At 64.4% G+C, this 15,861-nt stretch carries 18 protein-coding genes; 7 read left to right on the forward strand and 11 right to left on the reverse strand.

What is annotated here, in order from left to right; all coding sequences use genetic code 11:
• The first annotated feature begins 156 nt into the window (after window positions 1–156).
• A complete protein-coding gene (locus XH80_RS39550; protein ID WP_271603288.1) occupies window positions 157–1,035 on the forward strand; it encodes a GNAT family N-acetyltransferase in 879 nt (292 codons plus the stop codon).
• 52 nt (window positions 1,036–1,087) lie between these two features.
• Here the strand turns inward: XH80_RS39550 and XH80_RS39555 are convergent, their stop codons facing one another.
• The 11 genes from XH80_RS39555 to dapA form a co-directional block, all read right to left on the reverse strand.
• Entirely contained in the window at window positions 1,088–2,041 is a 954-nt protein-coding gene (locus XH80_RS39555) for a dihydrodipicolinate synthase family protein (RefSeq protein ID WP_271603289.1), read from the reverse strand.
• Complete coding sequence (locus tag XH80_RS39560; protein ID WP_409363885.1) at window positions 2,042–2,830, reverse strand: amino acid ABC transporter ATP-binding protein; 789 nt, start codon at window positions 2,828–2,830, stop codon at window positions 2,042–2,044.
• The gene (locus XH80_RS39565; protein ID WP_271603290.1) at window positions 2,827–3,558 is read right to left on the reverse strand and encodes an amino acid ABC transporter permease; all 732 of its coding nucleotides are present in this window, start codon (window positions 3,556–3,558) and stop codon (window positions 2,827–2,829) included. Before XH80_RS39565 ends, XH80_RS39560 begins: the two co-directional genes overlap by 4 nt.
• A gap of 19 nt (window positions 3,559–3,577) precedes the next feature.
• On the reverse strand, window positions 3,578–4,411 hold the full coding sequence (locus XH80_RS39570) for an ABC transporter substrate-binding protein (RefSeq protein WP_271603291.1): 834 nt from the start codon (window positions 4,409–4,411) through the stop codon (window positions 3,578–3,580).
• 120 nt (window positions 4,412–4,531) lie between these two features.
• On the reverse strand, window positions 4,532–4,834 hold the full coding sequence (locus XH80_RS39575; protein ID WP_057758532.1) for a DUF4286 family protein: 303 nt from the start codon (window positions 4,832–4,834) through the stop codon (window positions 4,532–4,534).
• Between the two features lie 11 nt (window positions 4,835–4,845).
• Window positions 4,846–5,787: a dihydrodipicolinate synthase family protein gene (locus XH80_RS39580; RefSeq protein ID WP_271603292.1), complete on the reverse strand. Its 942-nt coding sequence runs from the start codon at window positions 5,785–5,787 to the stop codon at window positions 4,846–4,848.
• Between the two features lie 8 nt (window positions 5,788–5,795).
• Window positions 5,796–6,227, reverse strand: a complete 432-nt coding sequence (locus tag XH80_RS39585; protein WP_057758536.1) for a MaoC/PaaZ C-terminal domain-containing protein — start codon at window positions 6,225–6,227, stop codon at window positions 5,796–5,798.
• A 3-nt stretch (window positions 6,228–6,230) separates the two neighbouring features.
• Window positions 6,231–6,638 (reverse strand): MaoC/PaaZ C-terminal domain-containing protein, encoded by a 408-nt coding sequence (locus tag XH80_RS39590; protein ID WP_271603293.1) that lies wholly within the window; start codon window positions 6,636–6,638, stop codon window positions 6,231–6,233.
• A 10-nt stretch (window positions 6,639–6,648) separates the two neighbouring features.
• On the reverse strand, window positions 6,649–7,812 hold the full coding sequence (locus XH80_RS39595; protein WP_271603294.1) for an acyl-CoA dehydrogenase family protein: 1,164 nt from the start codon (window positions 7,810–7,812) through the stop codon (window positions 6,649–6,651).
• Entirely contained in the window at window positions 7,812–8,999 is a 1,188-nt protein-coding gene (locus tag XH80_RS39600) for a CaiB/BaiF CoA transferase family protein (RefSeq protein ID WP_271603295.1), read from the reverse strand. Before XH80_RS39600 ends, XH80_RS39595 begins: the two co-directional genes overlap by 1 nt.
• 13 nt (window positions 9,000–9,012) lie before the next feature.
• Window positions 9,013–9,921 (reverse strand): 4-hydroxy-tetrahydrodipicolinate synthase, encoded by a 909-nt coding sequence (dapA, locus tag XH80_RS39605; RefSeq protein ID WP_271603335.1) that lies wholly within the window; start codon window positions 9,919–9,921, stop codon window positions 9,013–9,015.
• A 184-nt stretch (window positions 9,922–10,105) separates the two neighbouring features.
• On the opposite strand from dapA, the gene XH80_RS39610 reads away from it, so the two are divergent.
• The 6 genes from XH80_RS39610 (at window position 10,106) to XH80_RS39635 (ending at window position 15,715) form a co-directional block, all read left to right on the forward strand.
• The gene (locus XH80_RS39610) at window positions 10,106–11,191 is read left to right on the forward strand and encodes a LacI family DNA-binding transcriptional regulator (protein WP_271603296.1); all 1,086 of its coding nucleotides are present in this window, start codon (window positions 10,106–10,108) and stop codon (window positions 11,189–11,191) included.
• Window positions 11,192–11,194: 3 nt separating this feature from the next.
• A complete protein-coding gene (locus XH80_RS39615) occupies window positions 11,195–11,563 on the forward strand; it encodes a tautomerase family protein (RefSeq protein ID WP_271603297.1) in 369 nt (122 codons plus the stop codon).
• 12 nt (window positions 11,564–11,575) lie between these two features.
• Window positions 11,576–12,718, forward strand: a complete 1,143-nt coding sequence (locus tag XH80_RS39620; protein ID WP_271603298.1) for an acyl-CoA dehydrogenase family protein — start codon at window positions 11,576–11,578, stop codon at window positions 12,716–12,718.
• A gap of 16 nt (window positions 12,719–12,734) precedes the next feature.
• Window positions 12,735–14,318, forward strand: a complete 1,584-nt coding sequence (locus XH80_RS39625) for an acyl CoA:acetate/3-ketoacid CoA transferase (protein ID WP_271603299.1) — start codon at window positions 12,735–12,737, stop codon at window positions 14,316–14,318.
• 8 nt (window positions 14,319–14,326) lie between these two features.
• The gene (locus XH80_RS39630; RefSeq protein WP_271603300.1) at window positions 14,327–14,815 is read left to right on the forward strand and encodes a MaoC family dehydratase; all 489 of its coding nucleotides are present in this window, start codon (window positions 14,327–14,329) and stop codon (window positions 14,813–14,815) included.
• Window positions 14,816–14,878: 63 nt separating this feature from the next.
• Complete coding sequence (locus tag XH80_RS39635) at window positions 14,879–15,715, forward strand: transporter substrate-binding domain-containing protein (RefSeq protein ID WP_271603301.1); 837 nt, start codon at window positions 14,879–14,881, stop codon at window positions 15,713–15,715.
• Window positions 15,716–15,861: the final 146 nt, after the last annotated feature.

Raw genomic sequence — 15,861 nt, forward strand, 5'->3', positions numbered from 1 at the left:
CAGGCCGAAGATTTCGAAAAGAAGGCCCAAACAGGCGAAACCTGCTGGCTTTCCGTGCGATAGTGCGGCGAAATGCGCCCGCTGTCCATTTTGGCGGGAGAGAAAAGGCGCGATGTGCGAGAGATTGGCATCCCGCGAAGGAATGGACGAGTCGAGATGGGACGAACGGTACGCGTGAAGTCCTTTGAACTGGCTGCGAAAGACGTCAACGACGTTGATGTGACGCTGCTCCACGCGCTCTCGGCTGGGGTTGGCTGGCCGCATCGGCCCAAGGATTGGGATTTCTTGCGCCGCGCAGGCCACGGGATCGTAGCCGTTGATGGCATAGGACGCGTCTTCGGCAGCGCGATGTGGTTTCCATATGGCCGCGAATTCGCGACCATTGGCCTCGTGATCACATCGCCTCGAACCCAGGCTCAGGGTACTGGCCGTTGGCTCATGGAGCAGGTGTTCGAGCGGTGTGGCAACCGGAATTTGAGCCTCAACTCGACCGATGCCGCGTATCATCTATATCTTTCGCTGGGCTTCACGAAGGAGGCCACGGTGTATCAGTGGCAAGGCGAGGTCGTGTCACCACCTCCGCCAGTGCCGGCGCTGGATGGTGAATTGAGCCCGCTGTCCACCGACGATACCGAAGCGATCGCGGCACTGGACGAGCGCGCGTTCGGAGCCAACCGTCACAAGCTGCTTGCACTGCTTTCCGAAGGCGCGTCAATCTTCGTCCTGCGCCGCGCCGGTGAGACCGTCGGTTATTCCATGAAGCGCGAATTCGGGCGCGGTCATGTGATCGGCCCGATCGTCGCCAGCAATGATTGTGACGCGATCCATCTTACGGCCGTCCATCTCAAGGATCTCGCCGGAAGGTTCGCCCGCGTGGATACGCGGGAGCAAACGGGCCTGTTTGCGGACTTCCTTCAACAGAGCCGCCTCGGGATGCACGACACCGTCACGACCATGTCCAAGGGGCGGCGATTCCTGAACCGAAAGGAAAACGAGCCGTGGGTCTACGGATTGGCTGGTCACGCCTTGAGCTGAAGCTGGGAAGCGCTTCGTCAATTGAAGGTTGGCGCGCATCGTTCTTCGTTTCCTAGAGTACGCCGGTGATCCGCAGCGCCTGTTCGAGTGCTCGCAACTCGTTTGGCGTGGCCGAGGGCTGCGGCGGTCGTACTGCGTCACACGAAAGACGTCCAAGCAATTTCAGGCACGCCTTGAGCCGCGCCGTCGCCCGTCCTCCCGGCGCATTGCGATAGATCGCGACAGCAAGGGGATAGAGCTTCTCATGCGCGGCGCGCGCCCGCGCCCAGTCGCCTGCCTCGGCCGCATCCCAGAGGCTGACGACAAGCTCCGGCACCACGCAGGCGAGGCTGACCTGGCTGCCGGCCGAGCCGACGAGATAGCTCGTCAGCAGATGTTCGTCGCCGGAGCCGAGCACGACGAAGTCCGGACGCAGCTGGCGGATCAGCCGCGAGTTCTGCTCATACGTCGCAACCTCCCAGCTGCCCTCCTTGATCGCAACGAAGCGAGGATCTTCGACGAGCCGTTCCAGCAGCGACGGGACGTAGGGCATCGCGCCCGCGCCGACGGGCGCGGCATAGAGCATCAGCGGTGCGGCCGTCGCATCGCGGATCCGGCGGTGATGCTCGATCACGCAGTCATCGGCATGGCCGAGCGCCCAGCTGTTGGGAGGAAACACCAGCAGCCCATCCGCGCCGGCCCTCTCCAGCGCAGCCGCCTCGCGCGCGGCCTCGAGGCTCGATTCATGATTGACCCCCGAGACAATCAGGCAGTCCTCCGGCGCGTGTCGGCGCGCCAGCTCCACCACCCGCAGTTTCTCGGCCAGCGACAGAACGAAATTCTCGCCGGCATGACCGTTGACGAGGAGCCCATTTATGCCGGGCGTGCACGCGACTGCGGCGAGATGGGCTGAGAGTTGCGCCTCATCCACGGCGAAATCGGCCGTCATCGGCACGATCGTGGCGGCGTGGATGCCGCGCAGGCGCGCGCCAAATGTTTGCGTCATGTCGCCGGATACGGCCGCCATCTAGTGAATGATCTGGTCGAGGAACGTCCGCGCCCGCTCCGACTTCGGATGCTTGAAGAATTCCTCAGGCGCGGCCTGCTCGACCACCTTGCCCTCGTTCATGAACACGATGCGGTCGGCAACCTCGCGGGCAAAGCCCATTTCATGGGTCACGCACAGCATGGTCATGCCCTCTTCGGCGAGCTTCTTCATCGTCTCCAGCACCTCCTTGACCATCTCAGGATCGAGCGCCGAGGTCGGCTCGTCGAACAGCATGATCTTGGGACGCATGCAGAGTGCCCGCGCGATGGCGACGCGCTGCTGCTGGCCGCCCGAGAGCTGCCCAGGATATTTCTCGGCCTGGTCCGGAATCCGGACTTTCGTCAGGAAATGCATGGCGAGGTCCTTGGCCTCCGCCTCGCTCATGCCGTTCGCGGTCATTGGCGCCAGAGTGCAATTCTCCAGCACCGTCATGTGCGGGAACAGATTGAAGCTCTGGAATACCATGCCGGTGTCGCGTCTGACCGCATCGATGTTCTTGCGCTGATGGTCGAGTTCGACGCCGTTGACATAGATCAGCCCCTCGTCGTGCTTCTCGATGTGGTTGATGCAGCGGATGAGCGTCGACTTGCCCGAGCCGGAGGGACCACAGACAACGATCTTCTCGCCCTTGGCGACCTTGAGATCGACCTCGTTCAACGCCGTGAAGTCACCATAGTGCTTGTAGACCGCCTCCATGCGCACCGCAGGTACCTCACGGAGCTGCGGCTGCACTGTTGCACGTTCCGTCATCATCGGTGTCTGGCTCATGCCCGGGCCTCCGCGCTCGCCCGCGTGACCGGCGCCGCCGTCGCGACCTTCCTGGATTTCGCAACGCTCGACCGTCCGAAATGCTTCTCGAGCCGGCGCTGCACCGCATCCCAGACTGATGTGAGGATCAGGTAATAGGCGGTCGCGGCCGCATAGACTTCGAGGATCTGGAAATGCTCCTGCATCAGCATGTCACTGCGGCGCATCAGCTCCTCGACCGAGATCACCGAAGCAAGCGAGGTCGCCTTCAACAGCGAGTTGATGGAGTTGCCGAGCGGCGGGATCATCAGCCGGAACGCCTGCGGCAGGGTGACGCGACGGAACGTCACCCATGGCGACAGGCTGAGTGCCCAGGCCGCTTCGCGTTGCCCCGCCGAGACGGCCATGAAGCCGCTGCGCACGATCTCGGCGAGATAGGCCGCCTCGTTGAGGATCAGGCCGACGAGGGCGCAGGTGATCACGGAGAACTTGATCCCGAGCTGCGGCAGCCCGCTGTAGATCACCACCAGCTGGATCAAGAGCGGCGTGCCGCGGAAGAACCAGATGTAGAGGCGCGCGGCACCCGCGAGCACCGGATTGGACGACATGCGCAATAGCGCGATGCCCATGCCGAGGATCAATCCGCCGACGACCGCCGCCACCGTCAAGCCGATGGTGACGAGCACTCCCTTCATCAGGAAGTAGTTGAAGAAGTAATTGACGGCGGCCGTCGGACTGAAATGGCTCATCGGCTCGTCTCCGTTGATATCAGGCCGGACCGGGGCCGGCGATCGCAAGCGGCTGGTCGGCCGGCATGGCAGTCAGGCCGAACTTGTCGAACAGTGCCTGATAAAAGCCGTCAGCCCGCATCGCGTTGAGCGCCTTGACGACTGCGTCAACCACCACCTTGTTACGGAAGCCGAGCGTCGTACGCGCGGTGCCTAGGCCGCTCAGCACTTCCTTGACGCGGCCCCGGCTGGTGAGATCGCGCGCGACACTATCGACCAGCAGCGCGTTATCCACTTGGCCCGCAAGCAGCGCGCTGACGACGTTGGTCGCGGTGGGGAACGTCCGCATCTCGACGGCGGCTCCACCTTTCGCAACGCTGGCGTCGCTGAGTTTCTTGAGCCAGTTCATCTGGTAGCTGCTGACCTCGACCGCGGATGACTTTCCGATCAGATCGTTTTCAGTAGCAATTTTTGTGCCGCTGTCGGGCGCAACTACGACCGAAATCGCCTGAATGGCGTAGGGCACCATGTACATCAGCTTGGAGCGTTCCTCGGTCCAGAACATGCCGGTGTCGATGCCGTCGATGCGGGCGGCGTTGAGCGCGGGAATCATCGCCGGAAAATCCATCCGGACGAGTTCGACCGGAAGGCACAACCGCTTGCCGAGCTCGGCGGCGAGTTCCACGTTGAGCCCCTGCAACTGCCCGTCCTTGTCGACGAATTGCTGCGGCGGATTGGTCGGGTTGATGGAGAGCTGCAGTTTACCGGGCGCGATCAGATTGTCATCGGTGATCGCGGGCGTACACGCGGCATGCGCGGACGCGGATGCGAGAACGAGTACAGCAGCACCCAAGCGAAGCAGTGTCGAAACCATGAATACCTCCAGTAAGACGCCAATAACCGATGCAGTCCCTCTTCCGGAATTCCCTCAACGTTTCTTGGATGCGGCCGGCCGGATCTTGCGATCCTGCAGGCAGCATCGTCTTCGATCTGCTCAGGCGGGTCCCGACATCGGCCTCAGCTGGATGCGCATGAAATTCTTCACCAGAGATTCAAACGGACCGAAGCCTTTCACCTTCAGGAACTCCGGTGTCTCGAATGCCCATCGTCCCGCGACTTCGTACATCGCTGCGTATTTCGGTCCGTCGCCGATGGAGACGAAGCGCCTTGCCGAGAGCCAGCCGGGACAGGCGAGCAGATCGGGAAAGTGCTTCTGCTCGTACCAGGTGTTGAACGCAGCCTCGTGCTCCGGATCGATGTCGACCCGCACGATATGGATGAAGGCTTCGTCCGGCATGCACCCGTCCCTCATGCCAGTCGAATGTCGCCGGCCGCGCGCGCGGCACCGACAGTGGTTGCGATGGCGTCGCACAGTGCAGGCAGAACCGGCAGCAGCGGCGGCCGCGGATCGGCGTTGCGGATCAGGCCGAGCGCCTTCAGCCCGACCTTCATGCGCGTGTGCATGTCCATGATCGGCGCAGGCCCATAGATCGACCGCACGATCGGATAGAGCCGCTCGTTGACGGCGCGCATCGCCTTGAGGTCGTCGGCGAGCGCAGCCTGCCACAGCTCTGCGAACAAATGCGGTGCGAGGCTGACCAGGCCGGAGAGAACGCCGTCGCCGCCGACGGCGAGTTGCGGCAGGAACCAGTTGAAGTTCGACGGCAGGATGGCGACAGTAGCGTCGGCCTGCTTCACCGCCCGCCGGTTCTCGTCATAGGCCAGCATGGTATCGCTGCCTTCCTTGACGGCGATGACGCTGTCGAGCGCTGCGATCTTCGCCAGCGTCTCCGGCGAATAGCCGAAGCCGGACGCCAGCGGATACTGGAAGATGGAGACCGGAATTCCGATCGCGGAGCTCACCGCCTGCACGAAAGCCAGGGGCGCGCGCGAGGTCGCGGATGCTCCGCCGCCCAGCGGCGCCGGTGGGAACAGCACGGCGCAATCGGCGCCGGCAGCTTCCGCGAGTTGCGCCTGATGGATCGCCTCCGCCGTGGAATGCGCGATGATGCCCGAAAGCAGCGGCTTCCCGCCGATCTGCCGGCGCGTCCGCGCGATCACCGCCTGCCGTTCATCATCCGAAAGCGACCCGCCCTCGCCCGCATGTCCATTGACGAACACTGCCGCGATTCCGTCCGGACAGGCGCAATAGTCGAGCAGGCGGGCATAACCGTCCCAGTCGATGGACAGATTATCCTTAAAGGGCAGCACGGTTGCGACCGTGACGCCACGTAAGTCGGGTTTCTTCATCGGCTTGCTCATGACGATTTGCGCCGCGGGAATTTCAGGCTCGCCCGCGCCTTCAGCACTTCCAGGCCGTTCTCGTTGCGCGCGCTCGCCTCCCAGATGATGGTGCGAGTCTCATCGAGCTGCTCGGCAATCCAGACGTCGAAGGTGAGCGTGTCGCCGTAGAACACCGGACCAGTGAACCAGAAGCGGTCCTCTACCGAGACCCCGATGGTGCCAACCAGCTCAGAGGTGAGGATGCTGGTGCAGAGGCCCGCGACCATGATCCCTGGCGCCAGCCGGCGACCGAAGCGCGTCGCGCCGGCATAGACCTCATCGACGTGAACCGGGCCAAAATCGCCGGTGGCGGCGATATAAAGCGCGCCGTCGGCCTCGGTGATGGTCTTGCTCAGGCTGACCCTGTCATTCACCTTGAGATCATCAAAGGATTTTGGCTCGTACATGGCTCAGCCCTTGGCAAAGGGAACCAGTGTCGCGGTGCCGTCCACCACGGTCGCGCCTGAGGGTGACAGCGTGCAGGTAACGCGACAGACCGCATCATCACCATCAACGGAGACGATCTCGGCCCTGGCCTCGACGGACTCGCCGACGATCACCGGCGCGGCAAAGTTCAGCGCGATGCTGCCGATCCGCCGTGTCGGTCCGCCGAGCTGGCTGAGACAGGTGGTAGCGAGACCGCCGACGGCGAGCTCGAAGGCAACCATGTTGGCGGCGCCGACCTTCCTGGCGCGAACGGCATCGACGTAGAGACCGCCGAGATTGCCGCTGATTCCCGTGAACATCGCCTGTTCGGCAACGGTCATAGTCTTGCGGAACGCGAACGCAGCGCCGGGCTTGAGAGGTGCGTGAGCCATGAAACGCTTCCTAGAGCTGCAAGCCGTTCTTGATGGTGCTGCGCGCAACCAGCATGCGGTGGATTTCGGAGGTGCCGTCGTAGATGCGGGTGACGCGGGCGTCGCGATACATGCGCTCCAGCGGCAGATCCTTGCTGAATCCCATGCCGCCGAACACCTGGATGGCGCGGTCGACCACGCGGCCCTGCATCTCGGAGGCCGCGACCTTGATCATCGAGACCTTGTCGCGCGCATCCCGGCCCTGGTCGATGTCCCAGGCGGCGTTCAGCACCATCATCTTGACGCCAAAGATCTCGGTGGCGGAATCGGCGATCAGCTTCTGCACCATCTGGAAGTCGCCGATCAGCTGGCCGAACTGGCGACGCTCGCCGGCGTGCTTGCGCATCATCTCCAGCGCGCGCTGCGCCATGCCGACGGCGCGGGCGCCGATATGGGCGAGCCGGATCTGCAGCACGCTCTGCATGATCAGCTTGAAGCCGCCGCCGATCTCGCCGAGCACGGCCGCCTTGGGAATGCGGCAGTTCTCGAAGCTCAGCTCGGCATGGCCATAGCCGCGATGGCCCATCATCGGCTGGATGCGCGCGACCTTGAAGCCGGCCGTAGCTCGATCGACCAGGAACAGCGTGATGCCGCCCCGCGCCCGCTTCTCCTTGTCGGTCAGCGCCATCAGGATCACGTAGTCGGCAATGTCGCCGTCGCTGATGAAATGCTTGGTGCCGTTGAGGACCCACTGATCGCCGTCGAGCTGAGCGGTCGTGCTGATCGACGCCGCGTCTGAGCCGGCGCCCGGCTCGGTGATCGCCATGGCGCAGATCTTGTCGCCCTTCACCGTCGGCAGCAGATAGCGCTCGACTTGATCGCCCTTGCACGCCATCAGCATCGGATAGACCTGGCCGAACACCCGGCGGATCAGCGCGTCCGAGGTCTTGCCGAATTCCTCCTCGACCAGGCAATGCTCGACGCAAGACAGCCCGCCGCCGCCGACATCGGCCGGCATGTTCATGGCGTAAAGGCCGAGCTTCTGCGCCTTGGCCTTGGTCACCGCCAGCGCATCCGCCGGCACTTTGGCTGTCTGTTCGACAATATCTTCGAGCGGCTGCACCTCCGTCTCGACGAAACGGCGGACGGTGTCGACCAAAAGGCGGGTCTCCTCAGGCAGCGAGAAATCGATCATCACGCCACTCCCACAGCCTTGCTGATGACCATCGCGTCGATCTCCGCCGCGCCGTAGCCGATCTCGCCAAGCACCTCGCGGGTCTGGGCGCCCAGTCGCTGCGGCACTAATCTCACCTCCGGCGTTTCGCCGTCATATCGCGCGGGATGCGCGACCATTCGGATCGGCGCGCCCCCCGCGCTCTCGGCGCTCTTGAACGCGCCGAGATGATTGAGCTGGGGATCGGAGACCAGGTCGCGATAATCCTGCACGGGCGCGTGCCAAACCCGCGCGGCTTCCAGCGCGGGCAGCCATTCCGCCGTCGGCTTCCGCTTCAACCGCGCGGCAACGATCCGCGTGATCTCCTCGCGCTTCGAGAAACTGTCACTCTCCCCGAACTGCTTCAGCTCTTCGCTGTCGAGCGCGACCGCGAGCGCCTTGGGCGAGGCCATCGAGATTGCCATATGGCCGTCTGCCGTCGCGTGAATGCCATAGGGACCGGGGCTGAACCACGCCGCGATGCCGGCCGGCCCGCGGGGCGTCGGCGACGGCGCGCCATTCAGCCAGGCGGTCAGCGGCTCGACCTGGAGATCGAGCGCGGCCTGATAGAGGTTGACCTCGACGAGCTGCCCCTTGCCGGACTTCGTCCGCGCGAACAGCGCCGCGAGAATACTCATCGCATAGAGCGAGGCGGCATGCTGATCGACAATGACGGCACCGACCGCCGTCGGTTCGCCATCGGCACGCCCCGTCCGCATTGCAAGGCCCGACATCGCCTGAAGCAGCAGGTCCTGACCGGGACGATCTTTGTACGGCCCCTCCGATCCGAAGCCGGTGGCGACCGCATAGATCAAACCGGGGTTGATCGCCTTGAGTGTGTCGTAGCCGAGGCCGAGCTTGGCCATCGTGCCTGGCCGGAAATTCTCCATCACGACATCGGCGGTCGCGACCAGCTTCTTCACCGCGGCTATGCCATCGGGATGCTTGAGATCGACGGCGAGGCTGCGCTTGTTACGCCCCGTGGCCAGATGATTGACGCTGTCGCCCGCGACGAAGTGGTTGGCAACCGCCCAGTTGCGCTGGAACGCGCCCTCGATCGGCTCGACTGCGATGACGTCGGCGCCGAGATCGGCCAGCGTCTGCGCCGCCAACGGGCCTGCGAGATAGTGATTGAAGCTGAGGATCTTGACGCCGTCGAGCAGGTTCATCCGTTCACCTCATTCAAGCAGCCGCAACCGGCGCGCCGCGCCACGCGAGATCGAACGTCTTGACCAGGGCGCGCGCGGCCGCATCCTGTGCTGCCGGCAGCGGCAGACGCGGCGGGCGCGGGTAGCCGGCTGCAAAACCCATGTGGTTGAGCAGCGCCTTGCTGCCGGCGACGTAGGCCTGGCCGCCGACGAATTCGATTACCGGCAGGTATCTGAGATAGAGCTCGTGCGCTTCCTTAATCGCGCCGTGGTCGGCGACGAGGCTGAAGATGCGGGCCATTTCCGTCGGGACCACGTTGGAGGCCACCGCCACCCAGCCCTGCGCGCCCTCGACGAAGGATTCGAAGCCGAGGATGCCGCCGAACACGGTCATCCTGTCACCGCAGAGGCGGATGATGTCGCGCACGCGCGTTACCTCCAGCGTCGACTCCTTGATATAGAGACAGTTGTCGATCTCGGCGATGCGCGCCACCAGCTGCGGCTTGAGATCGACATTGGCGGTCGCCGGATTGTTGTAGACCATGATCGGCAGCGAGATCGCATCCGCCACCGTCTTGTAGTGGTGCACGAGCTCGTCGTCGGTCGGCGTCGAATAGAACGGCGGAATGATCATCACGCCGTCGGCGCCCAGTTTTTCGGCACGGCGGCTGAGGCGCACCACTTCGCGCGTATCTTCTGCCCCGGTGCCGATCAGCACCGGCACCCGGCCTGCGGCCTGGCGGATGACGACCTCCGCAACCAGCATCTTCTCGTCATCGTCCATGGACAGGAACTCGCCGGTCGAGCCGAGCGGGATCAACCCATGAATGCCCGCCGCAATCTGCCAGTCGACGAAGGCGCGCAGTGCCGTCACGTCGACCTCGCCCGCTGCGGTGAACGGCGTGATCATAACGGTGTAGGTGCCGCGGAACGTCTTCATCAGGGAGCTGCCGGGTGCTCAGGTGGATTCGGAGGATAGGCGCCGCCTGCTGAATATCCGCACGATTTATGCAATCGTTTGCATAATTGGCTCTGCATTGGGCAACACCATCCATTTTTTGAGCTTGATCCGCGAGGAATAAGCTCATAGCGTTTCTGCAATCGTTTGCAGTCTATCGGCAGGTTTGATGAGCGTCACGCTCAAAGATGTGGCACTGGCGGCCCGCGTTTCGGTCAGCACTGCTTCCCGAGCGCTGACGGGAACCGGCCTGACCAGCGAACGCACGCAGCAGCGTCTGGCGCGCATCGCGCGCGAGCTCGGCTACCGGCCGAACCCGATTGCGCGCGGCCTCAAGACCGGACAGTCGCGGCTCGTGGCGCTGCTGGTGCACAATCTCACCAACGCCTCGTTCCAGGTGATGGCCGAAGTGGTGCAGGTACGCCTGAAGGCGCTGGGTTACCAGATGCTTCTGTGCATCGGCGGCGACGATCCGCAAGCCGAGAGCGACACCCTCACCACGCTGGTCGATCACCGCATCGACGGGCTGATCGTGGTGCCCACGGGCAAGAACGGCGCGCAGCTCAAGACGCTCTCCAAGGACGTGCCCATCGTCTGCCTGGTGCGGCGCGACGACGCGACCGATCTCGAGACCGTGCTCGCCGACGATCCGCAAGGCGCCTATCTGGGCACGCGCCACCTGATCGAGCTCGGGCACAAGCGGATCGGGCTGATCGTCGGCCGCCAGGACACGACGTCGGGCCGCGAACGATTGTCCGGCTATGTCCGCGCCCTGCGTGAGGCCGGCATCGCCAGGGACGACACATTGATTCATGCCGGCCACTACGTCCCGGAGACTGGCGCGACCTACGCCCGCAAGCTGCTCGATCTCCCCCGGCCGCCGAGCGCGATCTTCGTTGCCAATCATGAGGCAACGCTCGGCGTGCTGCGGGTGACGGCGGAGCGAAACATCGCTATTCCCGACGATCTCTCGCTGCTCTGTTATGAAGACATGCCGTGGTTCGAATGGCATCGCCCGGCGATCAGCATTGTCGACAACGGCGCGCGGGATCTTGCCAATCTCGCCGTCGACCGGCTGCTGCATCGCATGGACGTCAAGGGCAACGGCAATGACGGGGTGCGCGAATATCGCGTCGGCGCCCGACTGATCAAGCGCGATTCCTGCCGCCAGATCGACGCCCCCGCCCCAGCTAAATCCGCCAAGTCCAAATCCTCTTCATCCAAACCGTCTGCGGCCAAATCCGCGAAGGCCTGACCGATGCCCTATGTCGAAGTACTCGCCCAGAAAGTTCCAAACCAGCGCAAGGCCGCGCTGGCGCGGTCGGTGACGGACGGCCTGATGTCGGCGTTCGGCGTCACCGCGGATACGGTCACGCTCTATTTCCTGAACATTGCACCCGACGACTACGCTCATGCCGGCACGTTCGGCGCTCCCGCCACCGGCCAGCGCATCTTGCTCAAGGTCCACGCCTTCCGCCGCAGCGAGGCCGAGCGGCGCGCCGCCGCCATCGCGCTGACCCGCGCCGTGTCCAGCGCCTATGGCGTGCCCGGCGACGACGTCGCGGTCTATTTCATCGACCGAGACCGCAGCGAAGTGTCCCACGATTCCAAACTCGCCAGCGACTGACGGGAGCACGCCATGGACCGCTTCTACAGCCAGGACCAGAAAGCACTCCGCGACACCGCCCGCCGCTTCGCAGAGGCGGAGATCCTGCCGCGCGCCGCTGCGATCGACCGCGAGGACCGTTTCGACCGCGCACTCTACAAAAGCATGGCCGATCTCGGCCTGTTCGGCATCTGCCTGCGTGAAGGCGCCGGCGGCGCCGGGCTCGATGCGGTCGCGGCCTGCATCGCAATGGAGGAACTGGCGCGCTGCTCCGGTGCGGTGGCCAACGCCTTCGCGATCCCGGTCGAGGCCGTGCTGTTCTTCGACCATCACGGCACCGAGGCGCACAAGGCGCTGATCCCGAAGATCCTGAGCGGCGACATCATTCCCGCCACCGCCGTCTCAGAGCCCGACCACGGCTCCGACGTAGCTAGCATCCGCACCAACGCGGTGCGCGAGGGCAATGGCTGGCGGCTCAACGGCACCAAGGCGTGGGTCACGCTCGGCGGCGTCGCTGACCGCATCATGGTGTTCGCGCGCACCGGCAGCGAGGCAGGCCACCGTTCCATCTCATGCCTCCTCGTCGACGGCGCCCTGCCCGGCATCGCCCGCGGCAAGAACGAGGAGCTGCTCGGCATGCACGGCCTCGACGATTGCCAGATCACGTTCTCCGATGTGCGCCTACCCTCGGACAGCGTGATGGGGCCGGAGAACCAGGCCTTCAAAATGGCCATGAGCAATTTCAACTTCAGCCGGCTAATGATGGCCTCGATGGCGCTTGGCATGGCGCAGGCCGCGTTCGAGGACGCCACCGCTTATGCCAAGGACCGCAAGCAGTTCGGCCAGGCCATCATCGGCTTCCAGGCGGTGCAGTTCATGCTCGCCGACATGTCGACCGACATCGCCGCCGCGCGTCTCCTGATCCACCACGCCGCCCGCTTGCACGATGCCGGCGAGCCAATCGCCAAGGAGGCGGCGCAGGCAAAACTGTTTACGACAGATATGGCGATGAAACACGTCTCCAACGCCCTGCAGATTCACGGCGGCAACGGCTATTCGCGCGAGTACCGCATCGAGCGGCTGTTCCGCGACGTGCGTCTCGCCCAGATCTACGAAGGCACTAACCAGATCCAGCGGCTGATCATCGCGCGGCAGGTCGAGAAGGACGCCGCGTGATAGGACATCTGCGCTCATGCTAAGCATCATCACCGCGGCAGAGGCCGCAAGTTTGATCCGCGACGCCGATACGTTAATTGTCGGCGGCAATGGCGGCACGGGGGCAGCCGAAGCGATCCTCGACGCGCTGGAGCAGCGCTTCCTTGGCGGCCAGGGCCCGCATGGGCTCACGCTGATCAACATCACCGGCGTCGGCGCCGTGACCGAGAAGGGCCTCTGCCATCTCGCCCATGAAGGCCTGATCGCGCGGGTGATCGGCGGCAATTTCGGTCTTCAGGTGCCGTTCATGCGGCTCGTCCGCGACGAATTGATCGACGCCTACAATTTCCCGCAGGGCGTGATGAGCCAACTTTGCCGCGCCATGGCGGCGAAACATCCGGGCGTGCTCACCCATGTCGGCCTCAACACCTATATGGACCCGCGCCAGGACGGCGGACGCATGAACAAGCGCACCACCGCGGCGCTGGTCGACCTGCTCGAGTTGCACGGCCAGTCCTGGCTGCTCTACCGCGTTCCCGCCCCGCCCGACGTCGCCATCATCCGCGGCACCTCGGCCGACGAGGACGGCTATATCAGCATGGAGCACGAGGGCACGACGCGCGAGGATCTCTCGATCGCGCAGGCCGTGCACAATGCCGGCGGCACCGTGATCTGCCAGGTCAAGCGCATCGTGAAGCGCGGCTCGATTCATCCGCAGATGGTGAAGATCCCCGGCTTCCTGATCGACCACGTCGTGCTCGAGCCCGAGCAGATGCAGACCTACGGCACCGTCTACGATCCGGCGCGCTGCGGCGAGACGCGCGTCCCGGTGGCGATGATCACGCCCGATGCGCTCACCGAGCGGCGTGTGATCGCGCGCCGCGCCGCCTTCGAGCTACGGCCGCGCGACGTCGTCAATCTCGGCGTCGGCATCTCCGCCATGATCCCCAATGTCGCGGCCGAGGAAGGTATTTCGGATCTGATCACGCTGACGGTGGAAGCGGGCGTGGTCGGTGGCGTACCCGGCCATGCGCGAGAATTCGGCACCGCGATCAATCCGCGCGTCATTCTCGACCAGGCCTATCAGTTCGACTTCTACGACGGCGGCGGATTGTCCTGCGCCTTCCTGTCCTTCGCTGAGGTGGATGAAGCCGGCAACGTCAACGTCACCCGCTTCGGCGAGCGACGCGACGGCTCCGGTGGCTTCATCGACATCACCCAGAATGCGAAGCGGCTGATCTTCAGCGGCACCATGACCGGCGGCAAGTTCGACATCGGTGTCGAGAACGGCCGCCTCGCCATCCGGCGCGACGGCGCCTTCCGCAAATTCGTCCCGCAGGTCGGCCAGATCAGCTTCAGCGCCTCGTTCGCCGCGCAGCGCGGCCAGCACGTCAGCTACGTCACCGAGCGCGCCGTGTTCGAGCTGGAGAACGGCCACGTGACGTTGACCGAGATCGCGCCGGGCGTGCGCCTGGAGGAGGACATCCTCGCTCATATGGGCTTTCGCCCGCGCATCAGCCCGCAATTGAAGGACATGGACCCGCGCATCTTCCGCTCCGGGCCGATGGGAATCGCGCAAGCCTTCAACGCCCTGCCAGCGCGGCCGCGCAAGGTCGCCTGAGGATCACCATGGACACGAGCGCACCGATCAATCTCCGTTACGAGGACATCGCGCTCGGCGCGGAGTTCGAGACCGCCGTGCACACCGTGACCGAGGCTGACATCGCAGTCTTCGCCGACGTCACGCGCGATCACCACCCGCTCCATATCGACGGCGCCTATGCGCGTTCGCGCGGGTTTCCTGCCGTGATCGGCCACGGCCTGTTCGGCCTGTCGCTGATGGAGGGGCTGAAGTCGGAGCTGAGGCTGTACGAGGAGACCTCGGTGGCCTCGCTTGGCTGGGACGAGGTGAAATTCAAGGGGCCAATCGTTGCCGGCGACAGCCTGCGCGTTCGTTTCCGCTTCGTCGAGAAGCGGCCGACCAAAAATCCTGAACGAGGAATCGTCGTGGAGGCGCTCGACCTGCTCAACCAGCGCGACGAGGTCGTGACTGCGGCGCGCCACATCTCGCTGATCCTGACCCGGCAAGCCGATCGCGGCGTGCCGGCTGCCACGTGACAACGACGAAGCCTCGGACCGGAGACGGCTCAACTGCCACCCACGATTGACAGGAGTACCTCGATGCGACTTCCAGAAACCTTCTCCGCCCTCGCCCTTCTGGTCGGCCTGACCCAGGCCGTCGGTGCCCAGACCTGCACGCCGAAAGTGCCGGCGTCGAGCCTGATCGAAGCGCCCAAATGGCGGATGTCGATCAACCCGACCTTGCCGCCGCAACAATTCGTCGACGACAAGGGCGAGTTGCAGGGCCTCAACGTCGAGCTCGCCCGCGAGATCGCCAAGCGCATCTGCGTCGAGCCGGTGTTCCTGCGCATGGACTTCCCGCCCATGATCCCGGCGCTGCGCTCGGGCCGCTTCGACGCCATCAACACCGGCCTGTTCTGGACCGAGGAGCGTTCGAAGATGCTCTACCTCGTGCCTTACGCGCAGCAGGCGATCAGCATCTACACCGACCCCTCCTCCAGCCTGAAGCTCGAGAAATTCGAGGATCTCGCTGGCCGCGTGGTCGGGGTGGAATCGGCGACTTACACCGAGCGCAAGGCGCGTGAGTTCAGCACGGCCATGGAGGCCAAGGGTCTCAAGCCGATCGATCTGCGCACCTTCACCACGGTAACCGCGACCTCGGCAGCGCTGCGCGCTGGCCAGCTCGAGGCCGCGCTGAATATCAACGAGACCGCAAACTCGCTGGAGCAGAAGGGCATTGCCAAGATCTGGGTTCGCGACATCGCCGGCACCGACATCACCTTTGCTTTCCGTGACAAGCTGCTCGCACAGGCCGCCGCAGATGCGCTGACCGCGATCCGGGCCGACGGCACCTACGACAAGCTGTTTGACAGGTTCGGCATGACTAAGCTGAAGGCGACGACGTTCGCCATTCGCGGCGACGGGCCGACGAATTGACCGGCCTGCGCCACCTCATGTGTGGGCGCGCACATACGAGCGACCGAATTGGGGAGTGTGCGCGGCCTTCCGGAAACTGGCGCGGCCAGGTCCGCCGTAAGAATATGTCAGAGACCTTCGTCGTCGTAAGGACGGTGAGATTGGGC

This window comes from Bradyrhizobium sp. CCBAU 45384 (assembly GCF_028128665.1).
Taxonomy (GTDB): domain Bacteria; phylum Pseudomonadota; class Alphaproteobacteria; order Rhizobiales; family Xanthobacteraceae; genus Bradyrhizobium; species Bradyrhizobium manausense.